Genomic DNA, 15,661 nt, shown 5'->3' with positions numbered 1-15,661 from the left:
CCGCGGGAACTGGTATAGCTGGCGGTCGCCGCAGAGCAACACGGGCTCGACAGCGATCACTTCCAGCCCTGGCGGCACAAGGGGGCCATGCTCCGTTCTCGCTGGCGTGGATGACCGCGGTCGGTGAGCGGACCTCCCGCATTCAGCTCGGCATCTCGGTGCTTACGCCGACGTTCCGATACAACCCGGCGGTGATCGCGCAGGCCTTCGCGACCCTCGGTTGCCTGCACCCGGAGCGGATCATGCTCGGTGTGGGCACCGGTGAGGCGCTCGACGAGATCGCGACCGGTTACAAGGGGACTCCGCAACGAGCGACTGGCCGACGCTGTGGCGGCCGAATGCGGCGTCGTCTGCGCGGCCAGCGACCTTTCCGTCATCCGTAAAGCAGCTCCCGACGTCTTGACCGTGGTTCCCGGCATCCGCCCGGCCGGCGGCGCAGTGCACGACCAACAGCGAGTCGCGACACCGGCCGAAGCCATTCGCAGCGGCGCAGGCATTCTCGTCGTCGGCTGGGCAATCACCGCCACAGCAGACCCGGCCGCAGCCGCACAAGCCATCGCCGCGGAAGTCGCACAGACACTCTGATCGAAACCGGCCGATCGATGAACGCTGTAGACGAACAATCGGCCGGGCTTCGATAGCCTCCGGGGCCGTTCAGTCCTGTGCGCCGACGATCGGAAGCCACGGGACGGCGTTGGGGCGGAAACTCTGTCGCTCGGGCGTCAAGGCGCTGTGATCATCGAGGCTCGTCATCGTCACACCGACCAACTCCGCGCTACCGTCGTCCTGTGCCGCGATCGAGCTCCTGCAGACACCGCAGAAGCCTCATTGAGAATCGGGAAAGGTGTTGTACCAGACCGGTTCCCCGCCAGGCCCGGTCCATTCGAAGCCTTCGCGGGTGAAGTCGACCCACGACATCACCGGGCCATCCGACAATTTCTGGCAATGTTCACAGCTACACAAGTGAGGGAACGAACGGTCACCCGATGCCTGATACCGGACGTTTCCACAGACAACCACCTTCATACATCAGACCCTTTCCTTTCGCTCAAACGTCTTTGACACCACGGAAATTCAACGTCTTATGCAGCGAGACACGACCTGGCCGTTGAGTCACGCTACATCCCGCAATCGTCCAACAGGATCGACCATGGGACCGACAACTATGGCGGATCAGCCAGTGTCGCAACCTTTCGACGTCCAAATTTCCGACTCGGCAGGACAGCGAGGGGCCGACGCAGCCGGAAAGCGGTGACTTCGCTGCCGGGACAGCCGGGCAGCTCCGCAAGGAACAGCCGATAGCGCTGGACTGCCCCAGCAACTGGCCCCGGTCCAGGCTTCTACAGCAGCCGACTCATGATGATCGCGTCCCAGAGTTCACCGTTGCGCCGCCGGTAGTGGGCGCGCAGTGTGCCTTCGGTTTCGAAGCCGGCGCTGTGGTAGAGCTTGATCGCGGGTAGGTTGTGCGGCCAGACTTTCAGGGTCGCTTTGTGGCCGTGTTGGTGCTTGCACCAGTCGAGGAGATGGTGGAGCAAGGTGCCGCCGACGCCGACGCCTCGGTGGTCGGCCGCGATCATCATGGTGATCTCGGCGACGCCCGGTGTCGTGAAGTCGGCTGTTGCGATCGCTATTACACCGGCGGTGCGGTGGTCGCCGACGATGACACCAGCGGTGTCCGCGGCGATCTGCTCGGACAGTCGGGCGGCGGCCTTGTCTTCGTTTATCGGAGGTTGCGCGCCGATCCACTTCCGTTCCGCCGCTACTGCGACGCGCAACCGGACCAATGACGGCACGTCCTCGACGCGGGCGGGCCGGATCACCACCTCCGCACTGGGTTTCTTGGTCTTCGTGCGCGTCGGTAACAGGCCGGTGATGACGTTCTTGCCGATCAGGGTGGCTTCGAGACTGCGCAGGATCAGTTCATCGCCGATGTCGGAGAGATGGATTCCGTCGGCAAGCCACGGGCTGGGGGCACCGTCGCGTTCGCACAATAGGGCGGCGGTGGTGACGAACGCGCCCCAGTAGTCCACGAACATCGCGCCGGCCTCGTGGGCTGCCTTCCGTGCGGCGAGGTTGTAGGCGAACAGGTCCTGGTTGATCGATACCGCGTCCAGACCGCATTCACCGCCGACTGGAGGTGCGGCAAGGCAGATCACCCGTCGTGCTCGTGACTGCAGGTGCTCGAGGATCGTTCGATAGTTTCGGGTGAACTCCTCGATATCGACAGCTTCATGATCGCGGCCTTGCGCGCGGCGGAGCACGTCGTTGGTTCCGCACTCCAGCAGGGCCAAGTCTTGGTCGAGGTCTACCCCGACGACGTCGGCCAGCAGGTCCCGGCTGGTGGCACCACCGCGGCCGTGATTGTGGATCGTGAACGCCACGTCGGGAAGTTTCAGTGCCAGAACGGTTTCCAGGCGAGCCACGAACCCGGCGTTGTGTCGACCATCGACGCTCACCGTGTCGCCGGTGTCCGGCAGATCTACGAGGTCGGTCAACCGGGACGAGGTCGCGACCAAGTGCTCGGTGTGGCTTGTGCCCCAACAGCGGAGCACCATAGGTTGGCCGGGTGGTGTGGCCTGCGGCGGCCGCCGATCGGCGCCGGAATCGAAGACCATTGCGGTCGGCGGTGAACTGTTCGCCACGGGCTCGTTTGGGGAGTCCGGGGTGATGTCGGCGTAGATCGTGTCGACGATGTCTTCAAGACTGTGGGCCGCGTCGATGCGTACCTCGTCCACGAACCCGAGGGGGTCCCACCCGTGGTACCAATGGCGCATATCGTCGCGGTCGAACTCGGCTGTCTTGGCGCGCCGTCCGGAGTGACGCTGCACGGTGTCGGCGAAGGTGAGGTCGAAGGCGTAGAAGCATGCCCGTTCCGCCGTAGCGGCGAGCTGTGCCAGCATGGTGCCGTAGCGGCGTGCGGTGAGGATGCCCTCCACGACCACGGTGAGTCCGCGTTCGAGGCCGAGCGTGGCGATGTCGCGCAAGAGGTCGATGTTGTAGCCGCCGGTGACATCGGACTCGCGCAGGAACTCCCGTCGCACGACATCCTGACCGATCACCAGGCACCGCCCGCGGTCGAACCGTCTCTGCAGTTGGCGGGCCACGGTTGTCTTTCCAGAGCCGGAGTTCCCGCGAATGACCACGAGCCGACCGGTTTTTGCGGAATTGCCGCTGATGCACGATTGCGATGGGGTGCCCGCTGGACCGGTTGGTGTCTGCACCATGAGGGCGGTCCGGATGCGGTCGGCCAGTGCTGCGAGCTCCGGTGGTGAGTACGCCAGAATGCCGTTCTCTGCTGCCACAGCGTGGAACTGCTGTTCCCGGTAGGGCACGCCGGGCGGCAACGGCGCGATGTGCCAGTGAATGTGCGCGTTGCCGTCGTTGGACCCCATCGAGAACAGGTACAGGCGTTCAGGATTCATCGCTTCGGCGATACCCCTGGCCACTGTGTGGACAGCTGATTGCAGCCGAAGATATTCCTGTGGCGTCAGGTCGCGCACGACATCTTCGACGTGTCGGCGCGGCACCACCAACACATATCCGGGCAGCGTCGGGTACTTGTTCAGGAAACCCACGTGTTCGCCATCGTCATAGACGGTCTCATGCTCGAAACCAGGTGTCCCGGCAAGGAACTCGCAGATGAAACATCCTCCGGTGCGCACCCGTGCCTCGTAGCCCACGATGTTCATCGGGACGCGTCGCCGCCGCATCTCGGCTGCGGTGTCGGTTGACGCCTCGGGTTTGGTGGCGATCAGATGGAAGAACCGAGCGCAGTCCAGGTACGGGCGGCGGTCGGCCACAGCGTTCTCCAACCGCAGCAGCTTGTCGAAGAACACGGGGTCGTGCTTGGCTTCGTCGTCGGCGATCAGGTCGCACACCGCACGGACCCCGTAACGCAGCGGCGGATTCATCCCCGCGCCAAGGACGTATCCGACGACTTCATCTGCTGTGCGGGAGATGTATTCCAGACCGTAGGTGACGGACTCGCGCTGCGTGGTATTCAACAGGCGCAGCGCCTCGTCGAGATCGCTTCGGCGGACGGCGGCGGCCAACGGGTCGCATGAAGGATTGGGCGCCAGAATCGATATCAGCCCACCGGTGCGCAGCAGCCCCACCAGCTCCCCGATCACCGACGCAGGTTCTTGGAGGTACTGAACCACGTTGTGCAGCAGGACGATGTCGTATTGCCGGTCACGCAGATCCCATGCCGCCTGGCGTATATCGCAGGCATGGCATTCGATTCGGTCTTCGACCCCAGCTTGCGCAGCGCGTCCGCGCGTGGCGTGCAACGACCGGCTCGAGGTGTCCAGGACCGAAACATGGTGACCCGCTCGGGCCAGCCGCACCGCGTCGATGCCGTTGCCGCCGCCCGCGTCCAGGACCCGGACCCGACGATCCGGCAAATGCCGGGCCAGGTTAGCGAACACCTGCTCATACCGCAGCCGACCCCACGGCGTCTCCTGATACGACGTGAAGTCATCCACATGACGGTCGAACTCCGACAATGCCCCTGCCTCCCGCCTACAGTTACCGCCCGTGGACGCGCCCCGGAACCGACACGTCCTGCATCGACTCCCCATTGCCCCGAATCAGATCCAGTAGCGTCGGATCAGCGTCCCGTCACTCCACGGCTCAACCGATTCCAGTGTGCCGCCGCAAGATTCGATGATCCGGCGGCTTGCATCATTGCCGTCGTCGCACGTGATGAACACACGCTCGATACCCATCCGGTGCGCGAGGTCCAGACTCTGCTGCAGGATAGCGCGGCCGTGGCCCCGGCGTCGGTGTTCGGGGAGGACGGCGTAGCCGACGTGTCCGCGCTGCGAGCCAGGTGGTCGTTGAGCGTGTGCCGGATGTCGGCGCGGCCGACGATTTCGTTGTTGACGGTGGCGATCAGAAACGTGGCGGGAACGATGCCGTCGGGCAAGTTGCGGCCCCGACGGTAGTCCTCTAGCACTTCGAGGTACTGCTTCCAGTCCATCGCAGGTTCCAGACCGAGAGCGAAGTCGAAGCCGTCCTCGGCAGCCATCACCTGGTGGGCTGCGCGTACGACCGCTCGTCGCCCATGCGAGGGGAGCGCAGAATCACGTTACCGATGCTGAAACCGTTGACGGACATGGCTGAACGGTTAGGGCCTGCCGATCAATAACACGTAACGTCTCCGCTGTCGCGAATGATGTTGTGGTATGGGTTTTTTCGGGGTGACTGTGGCGGGTCTGGCGGCGAAGTTCGAGGCGTTGCTGCCGCATCTGGACGAGCGGCAGCGTCGGCTCGTGCTGGGGGCGGAGGCGCGGATGCTGGGCCGTGGTGGTGGCCGGGCGGTGGCGCGGGCTGCGGGGGTGCGTGAGGCGACGGTATCCAAGGGCGTCACGGAGCTTGAGGCGGGCGAGCTGCCGCTGGGGCGGGGTGCGGCGTCGCGGTGGGGGCCGCAAAAGGCTGGTCGAGGTGGATCCGGGCCTGCGGTCGGCGTTGCTGGCGCTGGTCGAGTCTGGTGAGCGGGGCGATCCGATGTCGCCGTTGCGGTGGACGACGAAATCGACGCGCACGCTCGCGACCGAACTCACCGCCCAGGGGCATCGGGCGTCGGTGGATGTGGTGGCGGATCTGTTGCGGGAAGAGGGGTTCAGCCTGCAAGCCAACGCGAAGACCATCGAGGGAACCCGCCACCCTGATCGGGACGGCCAGTTCCGCTACATCAACGATCAGGTCAAAGACCATCAGGAGGTCGGGGATCCGGTGGTCAGTGTGGACACCAAGAAGAAGGAATTGATCGTCCGATTCGCCAACGGCGGCAGCGAGTGGCGGCCGTCGGGCTCCCCGGAGCTGGTCAACACTCACGACTTTCCCGACGCCGAGCTGGGCAAGGCGATCCCGTACGGGATCTACGATCTGGCCGCGAATACCGGCTGTGTCAGCGTCGGCTGTGACCACGACACCGCCGCGTTCGCCGTGGAATCACTGCGGCGCTGGTGGAACGGCTGCGGCCGGACCGACTACCCGGACAGCCGACGGCTGCTGATCACCGCCGACGCTGCGCTCCAACAGCTACCGCACCCGCGCCTGAAAAACAGAGCTCGCCGGTTTCGCTGCCGAGACCGGGTTGCAGGTCACGTTCTGTCACTTCCCGCCCGGAACTTCCAAGTGGAACAAGGTCGAACATCGGTTGTTCTCCCACATCACCATGAACTGGCGCGGCAGGCCGCTGACCAGCCACGAGGTTGTGGTGAACACGATCGCGGCGACTACCACCCGCACCGGCCTGCGTGTGCACGCCCAACTCGACACCGGCGAATATCCGACCGGCGTGAAAGTCGACGACGACCAGCTCGCCGCGGTGCCGATCACCCGCCACGACTGGCACGGCGACTGGAACTACACCATCGGACCCGAACCCGTCCCGCCCGCAACCGGAGCCGAGGCCTGCGCCACACCCGCACGCCCGGACACGGCCTGGCTGCGCTCTTCTGAGCTGACCGGGGCTCACCGAGCCGCAATGGGAATCGCTGATCGAGAAGCTGACCGTGACCCGCCACGCACAGCGCGAAGCCCAACTTCACACCCGGCGCGGACGCACCCGCCAGAAAGCACCCGGAACCGGCCGGAAAACACTGCTCACGCTGGAGGACCGCGTCGCGATCACCCTGCTGCACCTGCGGTTCGCCACCCGCCAACGCGCCATCGGCACACTGTTCGGCGTCAACCAGCAGACTGTTCACAACGTCGTCAAGCAGACCAGGCCCCTGCTCACCCTGGCCGGACACCACATCGTCCCGACCGGGATCGTCCTTCGAGATGCCCAAGCCGTCACCGAATACCACACCAACCCAACAACATTCGCATAGATTGCGTGTTATTGATCGGCAGGCCCTAAGCCTCCAGCAACGATGGGGCCTGCGACTCTTGCCGGTTGCGTCCACGTCGGTATGTGCTCGTAAACAAGCCGTGAGTTGGCGAGTCTCCTGCAATGGTCTCTACCTGCCAGGTAGGCGAACGACATGCACGATTCATACCAGGTAAGGATTCCACTCGGCGGTCGGGCCCGTGTAGCGGGCGGTCGGGTCGGCGGCCCACCACACGGGATCAAGCAGCGCGAGGATGGTGTAGACGGCCATCCGGTCCACACACGTGCAGTTCCCGGCGGCTTTGCTCCGGTACCCCGCGTCAAGGTGCGTGGTGCGTTCCTGCCAGCTTGCCTTCTCATAGCCGCGGCAACCGGTACAGTCCACGAAATGCGCTAGACAGCTGTCGAGGAGCCGGTCGTAGGCGGCTTTGTCCTGGCAGGTGTGTCGAATCGAGTAGTTGTCCGGAGATGCGGCACGGGGAGCTGGGTTCATCCTGTTGAGGATGGGGTCGGCGTAGGGGCCGGTGGTGTCGGCCCCTGGTGGAAGGAGATAGTCCAGGAGGGTTGCGGTTTGATATCGCGTCATGTAGACGTTCCACACCAGCATTCGGCCCGACAATAGGATTGGCCACAACGTTTGGTGGTCGATGGCCCAAGCCCACAGGTCAATACAGAATCTGTGCACCGGCATCACACATTCGGCCTGGTTGTGGGCGGCCAGCAAGGTGAAGAAGTTGTAGCTTTCGTTGGCGGCGTTGTCATGGCGCCGGTCGCATGCGTCGTGCATGACCATGGCCGCGAACCCGGTCGCCTCGATCAGTTGGTCGCTGATGACGCCGCCTGGGCGTTCCAGCGCCGTCAGCAGGGCGAGAGGGCGGCCTGCTGAGTTGAGGATCCGGTAACGAAGACTGCGCAGTTCGTTGTTTCCTACTGTGATGTTGACCGCTTTCGGATGAAGAACATCCAGGTATAGCGCTTGCAAGCACGCCAGCCAGCAATCCATCACGGCGCATTCCGGTGACCGCGGACCATGCTGCCGCGCGTGGTCGATATAGGTCACCATAGCGCGGCGACTGTCCTCGGCGATGCCGGAAAGTTCCCTTACGAAGTGGTGATAGTCGAAGGGAGCTCCGAACACACACGAAACACCTGCGCCGTGTACACATTGCGGGCACAGCCGTGTCTGGTCTACCAAGCACCAGCCAAAGCCGTATAGCTGTTCGGCCACGCCCCGCCAGAAGTCTGTGGGTGGAACTTCGAAGAATTGGTTGAACACGGTGAAGACGGGCTCGTGGGTGCTGCCGACCCCCAGCCGCGCCGGGGCGTCGGTGGCGAGCCCGACGGGGTCCGCAACAACGATACGATCCGCGTGGGCCTCCGCGGAGTTTTCCGCCAGGACCAGTCCTCGGATTGGCGTGTCGTAGGTGCCGACCGGGCATTCCGGGTCGTAGAGCCGATGGGCCAAGTCCGGGCCCCATTCTTGGCGCAGTTCCGGAATCCGGTCAACGTCGGCTTGAAGCCGGTCGGGAAGGTCGGAGCTTCCGGCGTACAGCTCGGGCCCGAACAACGCAGTCGATATCTTTCCGGGCCGGCTCCACCCATTGGACAGACCGCATGTACGTGAGTCGTCGGTCATGAGTCGAGTCCCCTGTGCAGCGACTGGTTTGAGGTTTGCTCCTCTGGCTCGGCAGGTCGTGTAGCGCAGATGCCGCCGTGTGTGCTTCGGGCGGTGGCGCGCATGTGAAGGTTGCGGGGGTGCATCACCGGGAGTGATCGGGAGGGACGAACATCTTGACCGGGGATGGTGTGTAGTTGCCAGCGGCTGGTGATGGTGGCAAGGGCTAGTGTCGCCTCGGTGATGGCGTAGGTGTCGCCGATGCATTTGCGGGCACCGTCGCCGAAGGGGATGAGCGCGCGTCGTGATTCGGTGGTGCCCCATCGATCGGGGTCGAAGCGCTGCGGGTCAGGATGCAGGTCTGGACGTTGGTGCAGCAAGTAAGGGCTGTAGGCGACGGTGGTGCCAGCGGGCAGACGATGCCCGCCGAGTTCGGTGTCCTCGGTAACGATGCGGGTGAAGAGGTAGACGGGCGGTCGCAGTCGCAAAGTCTCGATGATAACGCGCTCGGTGTATTCGAGGCGGGGCAGGTCGGCGTGGCGGGCAGGGTGACCGGCCAACACGGTGTCGACCTCGGTGTGCAGCCGCTGGGCGATGTCGGGATGACGATCGAGCAGAGACAGGGCCCACGTCAGCGTGGTGGCGGTGGTTTGCGTACCCGCTGCGAAGAACGTGGTGATCTGATCGTAGATTTCCGTGTCGGTCAGGCCCTGGCCGTCGTTCTCGCCGTCACGGGCGGTGAGCAGTGCCGACAACAGGTCCTCGCGGTCGACGCCTTCGCTGCGACGTTCGGCGGTAATTCTGCCGACGTTGCTGCGCAGACGCGCAATGGCATGGTGGAAGGCTCGGTTGCCTGGAGTGAGCCGCTGTACCGCGGTTGGCGTTACCGTCCGCCGGAAGATAGCGGAGAATATGGCGTTGAGGTCCTCGGGTATTTGGCGCAGAACTGTCTCGGATGCGGTCGAAGAGAATAGTGTTTCGGCGATCGTGCTCGATGTGAGTTTCTGCATTTCGTTGATTACGTTGAGGATCTGCCCATCACTCCAAGAGTCAGTGATAGCGGTGATCCGCTCGGTCATCATATCGGCGTAGGCGGGCAAGCGGTCCCGATGGAATGCGGGTTGAAGTAATCGGCGCTGGCGGCGGTGCGCAGAGTGAGGGCAGGTCACCAAGCCATTGCCCGCGACCTCTCTGCCTCGTTCGAAAATTGGTCCGCCCTTGTCGAAGATGCGGTCGTGGCGCAGCACTTGTCGGGTCAGGTCCAGGTCGCATACAACCACTATGGTGATCGGACCAAGGCCGATTCGGACCAGGTCACCGTGAGCGGGTAGCGAGGACAGGAACGCTAGTGGGTCGCGCAATAGGGGCACGGCGTGGCCCAAGAGCGGCAACCAGTGGGGAGCGTCGGGGATCGATACAGCAGTGGGCATAAAGACTCCTGTGATGGTTGGGAGGGGCATCGTTTCCCGGTTGGTCCGGCATTCAGAAAATTGATCGACTCATTTGCCGCCTTCTCTAACAGGGTCAGTATTGGGCTGCCGCCACGACCGCCGCGATACGGTCGGCCAGACAACTCGATTGCTTCGGCACGGACACTGAGCTTTTCGTGCATTGCTCGACGGCCTGGGTGTTCGGGCGTCAGAGACGCTCGGCAGCTGGATAGCATCTCCACCGGTGGCGGTCGCGGCGGTTTACCGGCCGCGTAGATCCGTTTGTGGTCGGCGATGGCGGCGAGGCGGAAAGGGCCGGTGGTCTCCTGCGGGAGGACGAGATCTCCGGTGGTGGAGCGGGTTTCGGATTGGTGTATGGCCCGGTAGCGCTGGTAGTCGAGGTGTTTGCGGGTGGTGAGGTCTTTGCGGGCGATGGTGGTGTCGAGGTGATCGAAGTAGCCAGGTTGGACGTGTACAGCGAAGAATTCTGCGACGCAACCGGATCCGTAGCTGAGCATGGCGATCGGCCGGCCTGACAGGTCGGGGGCATGGTCGAGCAATGAGATCAGGGCGAGGTAGACGGAGGCGGTGTAGCTGTTGCCAATTTGGCGGTTGTAGTGGGTGGTGCCGGCGATTGCGGTGTCGGGGTCGGTGATTTTAGTGTGGCGGGCGGCCAGGTGACGGTGGGCCTTGTAGGCCATTTTCGTGAACGGCTGGTGGTAGCAGGCAGCGGCGAAGTCGGATAGATCCAGGCCGCCGCGTGCGCGGTAATCGAGGTAGGCGCGCTCGGCCGCGCGAAGGTAGACCTGGATGGACAGTTTGCCGTCGACGACGGCGGTGCTGCGGTAGTTGGGGCGCCAGAAGTCCATGACGTCTTCGGAGTAGACGCCCGAGATCGGGTCCAGGCGCACGATTGCCGGGTCGGCGGTGACGAGCATGGCAACTGCCGCGGCGCCCTGGGTGGTTTCGCCGGGGCTGTCGAGGTCGTAGCGGGCGATGTCGGCGGCGATGATCAGCACGCGCTCAGTGGGGTCCAGCGCGATGAGCCCGGCAGCGAAACGCAATGCGGCCGTAGCCGCATAGCAGGCCTGTTTGAGTTCGACGACGCGGGCGGTGTCGGGCAAGTCCAGCAGCGAATGGAGGTACAGGCCAGCGGCTTTGGATTGGTCGACACCGGATTCGGTGGCCAGCAGCACGGTGCGTAGCCCGGCGGTGCCGTGCCGGTCGAGCAGTTGTGTGGCTGCGGCGGCGGCGAGTGTGACGATGTCCTCGTCGACTGCCGGAATGCTCATTTTCTCCTGACCGAGACCGATGTAATATTTGTCGGGGTCCACCCGCTGTTCGTAGGCCAGGTCGGCGAGGTCGAGTACGTAGTGGGTGGTGGCGAACGAAAGATCATGGATACCTACGGAAATGGTCACGACGGGGTCCCTTCGGTATCGATGATGCGTCGGCTGTCGGTGGTGGATCGTTCGAATCGCAGATGTGCACGCATGAGCTCGCCATGGTTGGTTTGTGCGGCCAGCAGGGACAGTTCACCGCATAGGACGGCGGCGGCGGCGATCACGGCGAGGCGGCGTGCGTTGTCGCCAGGCGGCCGGGGCTCGCGGCAGCCGAGGCGGGTGAGGTTGTCTTCGGCGAACCGGTTGCCTTTGCCGTTGCCGACGGTGCCGACGATCAGGTTGGGGATGGTGCAGGAGAAGTAGAGGTCCCCGTCGCGGTTCTCGGCATAGGTGATGCCTTGGGAGCCTTCGACGATGTTGGCGCCGTCTTGCCCGGTCGCCAGATAGATCGCCAGCAGCATGTTTGCGTAATGAGCGTTTGCGGTCCGGATTCCGCCGGCAAGCAGGCTACCGACGAGGTTCTTGCGGACGTTCAGGGTCGCAACTCGTTCGGCGGTGGTATGCAGAGTATCCGCGACTACCTCCCGGGGGATCAGCAGCTCGGTCACGACATTGCGGCCGCGGCCGAGGATGCCGTTGACCGCGCTGGATTTCTTGTCGGTGCAGTAGTTTCCGGAGATCGACCCGTAGCGCAGGCCGGGGACGGCGGCGATGATGTGGTCCATCAGGTGGTCGGCGGCGAGGGTGGCCATGTTGTGCCCGGCGGCATCGCCGGTGGCCAGTTCGAAACGCAGGAACAGGAGGTTCGCGGTGATCTGATGGTGCAGGCCGACCAGTTCGGCGTAGTTGCTGCTCGCAGAGACGACCGCTGCCAGCTCCGGAAACCGGTCGCGCAGCTGCCGTACCGCGGCGTGGGCGGTTCCGGCGTCGTCGGCTTCCAGGATCACCGAGCGGCTCATGCGGTCGTCCACGAGGGTAGCGACGATGCCACGCTCGACCGCCCGCGATACTCGGGCGCCACGTCCGACCGATGGCCACAGTGGTGATTCGAAGGTCGCCAGTGGAACCTGGACTTCGTCGACAATGGTGTTCCCGGTAATGCGAATGGGGCCAACCCATGCCAATGGCACTGCAGCACAGGGATATTCAGTCATGCCGTATCGCCACCATTCCATCGCTGAAACATGGATTCTCGCTCGGTGTTCGAGGCGCAGTCGGTGAATCTCATTGCAGAAGAGTCGCTTTCGATCGTCATATGCTGGGCGCGGCGGGTGTAGGCGCTGGCATCGATTCCCGAGACCTGGCAGTGCGTCTGCAATGCACCGGTGAGCAGGAGATCGCAGCGGGTCAGCTCGCCCGGTGTGGCCGCGCCCAATACGGTCATGATCTGCCGCAGCTGTTTCAGCCAGGCGTTGATGGTGGTGATCAGTGCATCGGTGCCCTGGTCGACGAGGATATGTAGGAACCGGCCAGCCACCCCGGCCGCCCGGGCACCCAGCGCCAGCGCGCGTGCCACGTCCAGCGGTGACCGGATCCCTCCAGAGGCCAGGATGTCGATGCCTGCGACGCACTCGAGGTCGAGCAGGCAGCAGGCGGTCGACTGACCCCACTCGGTGAGGAACGAATAATCGGCCACGGCGCCGCGGTTGTTTTCGATGTGGGCGAAGTTGGTGCCGCCGCGACCACCGATGTCGGCACCGGCCACTCCGATGCCGCGTAGCCAATCGACAGTCGGCCGGCTGAGCCCGAACCCGACCTCTTTCACGATCACCGGAAGGCTCACGGCGCGCACGATCTCCTCGATGTGCGCGGGCCAGTGGCGGAATGATCGGTCTCCCTCCGGCATCACGATTTCCTGAACCGCGTTCAGATGGATTTGCAGGGCGTCGGCTTCGACCAGTTCGATTGCACGCTGTGCCTGCGTGGCCGTGGCGTTGGCATTGACGTTCGCCATCACGAAGCCGTGCGGGTTTTCGCGGCGCAACACCTGGTAGGTGTCGGCCACCGACTCATCGCGCAGGTAGGCGCTCATCGAGCCGGAGGCGATCGCCAGACCGGTCTCGTGGGCCGCGATCGCCAACTGACGGTTGATGTCGCCTGTCGCGGCGTTGCCACCGGTCATCGCGTTGATGTACAGGGGGGCAGCCCAATGCCGTCCGGCGATCGTGGCGCCCAAACTGATGTCGGCGCAATCGATTCCAGCCAGGGCATGGTGGACGAACGATACGGCGTCGAAGTCGTTGCATCCGGTGCCGTCGCGCTGCTGGTCCACCGCGAAGCGCACATGGTCGTTCTTGCGATCACCAATCATCTCGCCTGTTGTCCAATCGCCTGCACATCTAGCGGAAGTGTGTGGATACCGATGGCTTCCCATCGGTTGCTCAGTTCTGCGGACCGGTCGTCGGCCAGGTCGATGAGCGCGATCCCACAGTCACCGCCGCCGGCTCCTGACGGCTTGGACGCTGCGCCGAGCGCTTCGGCCGCGGCGCACAGCGCATCGAGCCGAGGAGTGAAGATGCCGAGGTGCCCGACGCTGTCGAGATCGCGCAGCAACCGACACGCGTACCTGATCTCGCGTTGCGCCGCAGCGGGCTTGCCGTCGAGCGCGGCGACGAGGCGGTGCACGCAGGCATCGCTGTCGGCGAGAAAGCGGTGGTAGTGCATGCCGTATCGGAGCTTCCCTCGATGCAATGCAGTGAGATGTCCACTGCTGGAGGACTTTTCACCCGTCCAGCCGATACACAGGCGCACCGTCCTGGGAATCGGCAGCGCCCGGATCGACAACCGCGGCCAGGGTTCGCGCAGCGCTGTTGTCACTCCGCCGTAATCGGTGAGAGCTGGTATGCGGTCCCGGTCCGGGCTGCAGTAGACAATCCAGCCGCCCCAGACCGCCGCCGCCACATCGCCACCCGAATTGTGTGGGGCCAGCGGCAACGTCGCCAGCATCGCCAGGCGGTAGCGGTCCATCCGATGGAGCCCAAGCTGGTAGCACGCACCCACTGCGCTGACGGTAGCCACGGTGACTGCGGCGCTGGAACCGAGACCGAGGGACCGGCTGCCGCGGGTAAGGGTGGTGGCGATGGACAGCGTGAACGGCCGGGGGGCTCTCCCACGTTCGGCGGCAAGCCGCTCGACCACGGCAATAGCCGACAGCACATACGAAAACGTCTCGGCCGCAGGCGTATCGGGCTCCTGGGGCACCAGCCGGTCACCGCTCCGGCGGCACACCAGACTACTTCCCCCCTCGATGTCCGACCGCAAGTGCACCCGTCCCGGCGGCGCCGAGATCACCGTAACGGTCGCGCCGCGCCCGACCGTAGTGAGGACTGCGGCATGGCCGGGCTCGGTGACGGCGTATTCGCCTGCGACAAACAGTTTTCCGGGCGCCCAGGCGTTGATCACGGCAGTTCCTCCGACACGATGGTCGCCGCTGGACCTGGGCCGGCGATATATACGGTGATCTGTTCGCCGACCGCGCTCAACGCGGTTGCGACGTCCGCGACGTCCGCGGGCCGGCACAGTGCCATCACGTTCGGACCCGCGTCGATGGTGGCGTAGGCGCCGATGCCCTTGGTGCGCAACGTCTGGATGCGGTCGAGGACCGCGAAGGAAGCGTGAGACAGGTAGCGGATCGCGGGCCGGGCCGCGAGCATCGCCGCATGCATGCTCAGTGCATTGCCCTCGGCGATCTCGCCGATGGCTGCGAAATCGTGTTCGGCGATGGCGGCACGCATCCGACCCAAGTCTGCGGCGCAGGTCTGCACCCATGTTCGGAAGTACGGGGACGTGTCGGCGGTGTGGCGCATGGCTGTTCGGCTCGGCACGGCCTTCGGGCCGTCGTCGACTACCGCGATCACGAGGGCCAGATCCACACCGGCGGAGTCGATCGGCTCGGCGTACGAGCTGTGGTCCCCGGCCGCTCCAGCGTCGATACCTGCGTGCCACACCACGAATCCGCCGAAGACCGATCGGCACGCCGAACCGGATCCCCGGCGCGCCAACCGCGATAATGACCGCGAATCGGAAGCTACTCCGTACGCCGTAGCTGCAGCCACGGCCAGAGCCGCGAAACCACTGGCCGACGACGCCAAGCCCGCTCCGGTCGGCACCGTGTTGACCGAGTCGACGACCGCAAACTCTGTGCGCCCAGCCAGATCGCGAACCAGATTCAGGAACTGCGCGACCCGATCTCGTACCGGTGCCGACGTGGGTGCGCCGTCGAGGATGACCATATCGGCGACCGCGTGCGGGGCGAGCGTGACGCGCGTCGTGGTGGGGAAGATGTCCAATGTCATCGACAGACTGCCGGCGGTGGGGAGAATCAGTCGCTCATCGCGTTTGCCCCAGTACTTCACCAGTGCGATATTCGGATGCGCCCGGGCGGTCGCGGTCTCGCTCCGGGTCGGGCGGTTCGTCATTGCGCGTTCCAATC

Annotated in this window: 9 protein-coding genes and 3 pseudogenes; 3 read left to right on the top strand and 9 right to left on the bottom strand. The window is 64.6% G+C overall.

Annotation, left to right across the window (positions count from 1 at the left end; genetic code table 11):
- Positions 1–18: 18 nt before the first annotated feature.
- Both ACIBJI_RS23825 and ACIBJI_RS23820 read left to right on the top strand, forming a co-directional pair.
- Positions 19–299, top strand: a pseudogene (locus tag ACIBJI_RS23825) (LLM class flavin-dependent oxidoreductase); the annotation flags it as partial.
- Positions 250–585 carry an orotidine 5'-phosphate decarboxylase / HUMPS family protein gene (locus ACIBJI_RS23820; RefSeq protein WP_397085798.1) on the top strand — a complete coding sequence of 112 codons (336 nt, stop codon included), beginning with the start codon at positions 250–252 and terminating at the stop codon, positions 583–585. The pseudogene ACIBJI_RS23825 and the gene ACIBJI_RS23820, both read left to right, overlap by 50 nt.
- 755 nt (positions 586–1,340) lie before the next feature.
- On the opposite strand, the gene ACIBJI_RS23815 is transcribed toward ACIBJI_RS23820, so the two are convergent.
- Positions 1,341–4,505 (bottom strand): GNAT family N-acetyltransferase, encoded by a 3,165-nt coding sequence (locus tag ACIBJI_RS23815; protein ID WP_397085796.1) that lies wholly within the window; start codon positions 4,503–4,505, stop codon positions 1,341–1,343.
- 84 nt (positions 4,506–4,589) lie between these two features.
- Positions 4,590–4,976 (bottom strand): GNAT family N-acetyltransferase, encoded by a 387-nt coding sequence (locus ACIBJI_RS23810; protein WP_397086127.1) that lies wholly within the window; start codon positions 4,974–4,976, stop codon positions 4,590–4,592.
- A 210-nt stretch (positions 4,977–5,186) separates the two neighbouring features.
- Between ACIBJI_RS23810 and ACIBJI_RS23805 the strand changes: the two are divergent.
- Positions 5,187–6,842, top strand: a pseudogene (locus ACIBJI_RS23805) (ISAzo13 family transposase).
- Positions 6,843–7,004: 162 nt separating this feature from the next.
- Here ACIBJI_RS23805 and ACIBJI_RS23800 read toward each other — a convergent pair.
- The 7 genes and pseudogenes from ACIBJI_RS23800 to mvaD all read right to left on the bottom strand — a co-directional run bounded on the left by ACIBJI_RS23800 (position 7,005) and on the right by mvaD (position 15,647).
- Entirely contained in the window at positions 7,005–8,477 is a 1,473-nt protein-coding gene (locus tag ACIBJI_RS23800) for a hypothetical protein (RefSeq protein WP_397085794.1), read from the bottom strand.
- Positions 8,474–9,886 (bottom strand): cytochrome P450, encoded by a 1,413-nt coding sequence (locus ACIBJI_RS23795; RefSeq protein WP_397085792.1) that lies wholly within the window; start codon positions 9,884–9,886, stop codon positions 8,474–8,476. Before ACIBJI_RS23795 ends, ACIBJI_RS23800 begins: the two co-directional genes overlap by 4 nt.
- A 266-nt stretch (positions 9,887–10,152) precedes the next feature.
- Positions 10,153–11,307: pseudogene (locus tag ACIBJI_RS23790) on the bottom strand (hydroxymethylglutaryl-CoA synthase); the annotation flags it as partial.
- The gene (locus tag ACIBJI_RS23785) at positions 11,304–12,383 is read right to left on the bottom strand and encodes a hydroxymethylglutaryl-CoA reductase (protein ID WP_397085790.1); all 1,080 of its coding nucleotides are present in this window, start codon (positions 12,381–12,383) and stop codon (positions 11,304–11,306) included. The gene ACIBJI_RS23785 and the pseudogene ACIBJI_RS23790, both read right to left, overlap by 4 nt.
- Positions 12,380–13,540, bottom strand: a complete 1,161-nt coding sequence (fni, locus tag ACIBJI_RS23780) for a type 2 isopentenyl-diphosphate Delta-isomerase (protein WP_397085788.1) — start codon at positions 13,538–13,540, stop codon at positions 12,380–12,382. The genes ACIBJI_RS23785 and fni overlap by 4 nt, the downstream gene beginning before the upstream one ends.
- A complete protein-coding gene (locus ACIBJI_RS23775; RefSeq protein WP_397085786.1) occupies positions 13,537–14,631 on the bottom strand; it encodes a phosphomevalonate kinase in 1,095 nt (364 codons plus the stop codon). The genes fni and ACIBJI_RS23775 overlap by 4 nt, the downstream gene beginning before the upstream one ends.
- Positions 14,628–15,647, bottom strand: a complete 1,020-nt coding sequence (gene mvaD, locus ACIBJI_RS23770) for a diphosphomevalonate decarboxylase (RefSeq protein ID WP_397086125.1) — start codon at positions 15,645–15,647, stop codon at positions 14,628–14,630. Before mvaD ends, ACIBJI_RS23775 begins: the two co-directional genes overlap by 4 nt.
- Positions 15,648–15,661: the final 14 nt, after the last annotated feature.

This window comes from Nocardia sp. NPDC050408 (assembly GCF_044458905.1).
Lineage (GTDB): Bacteria > Actinomycetota > Actinomycetes > Mycobacteriales > Mycobacteriaceae > Nocardia.
Note: the sequence above shows the minus strand (reverse complement) of the source record. Positions and strands in the feature narration are given on the sequence as shown.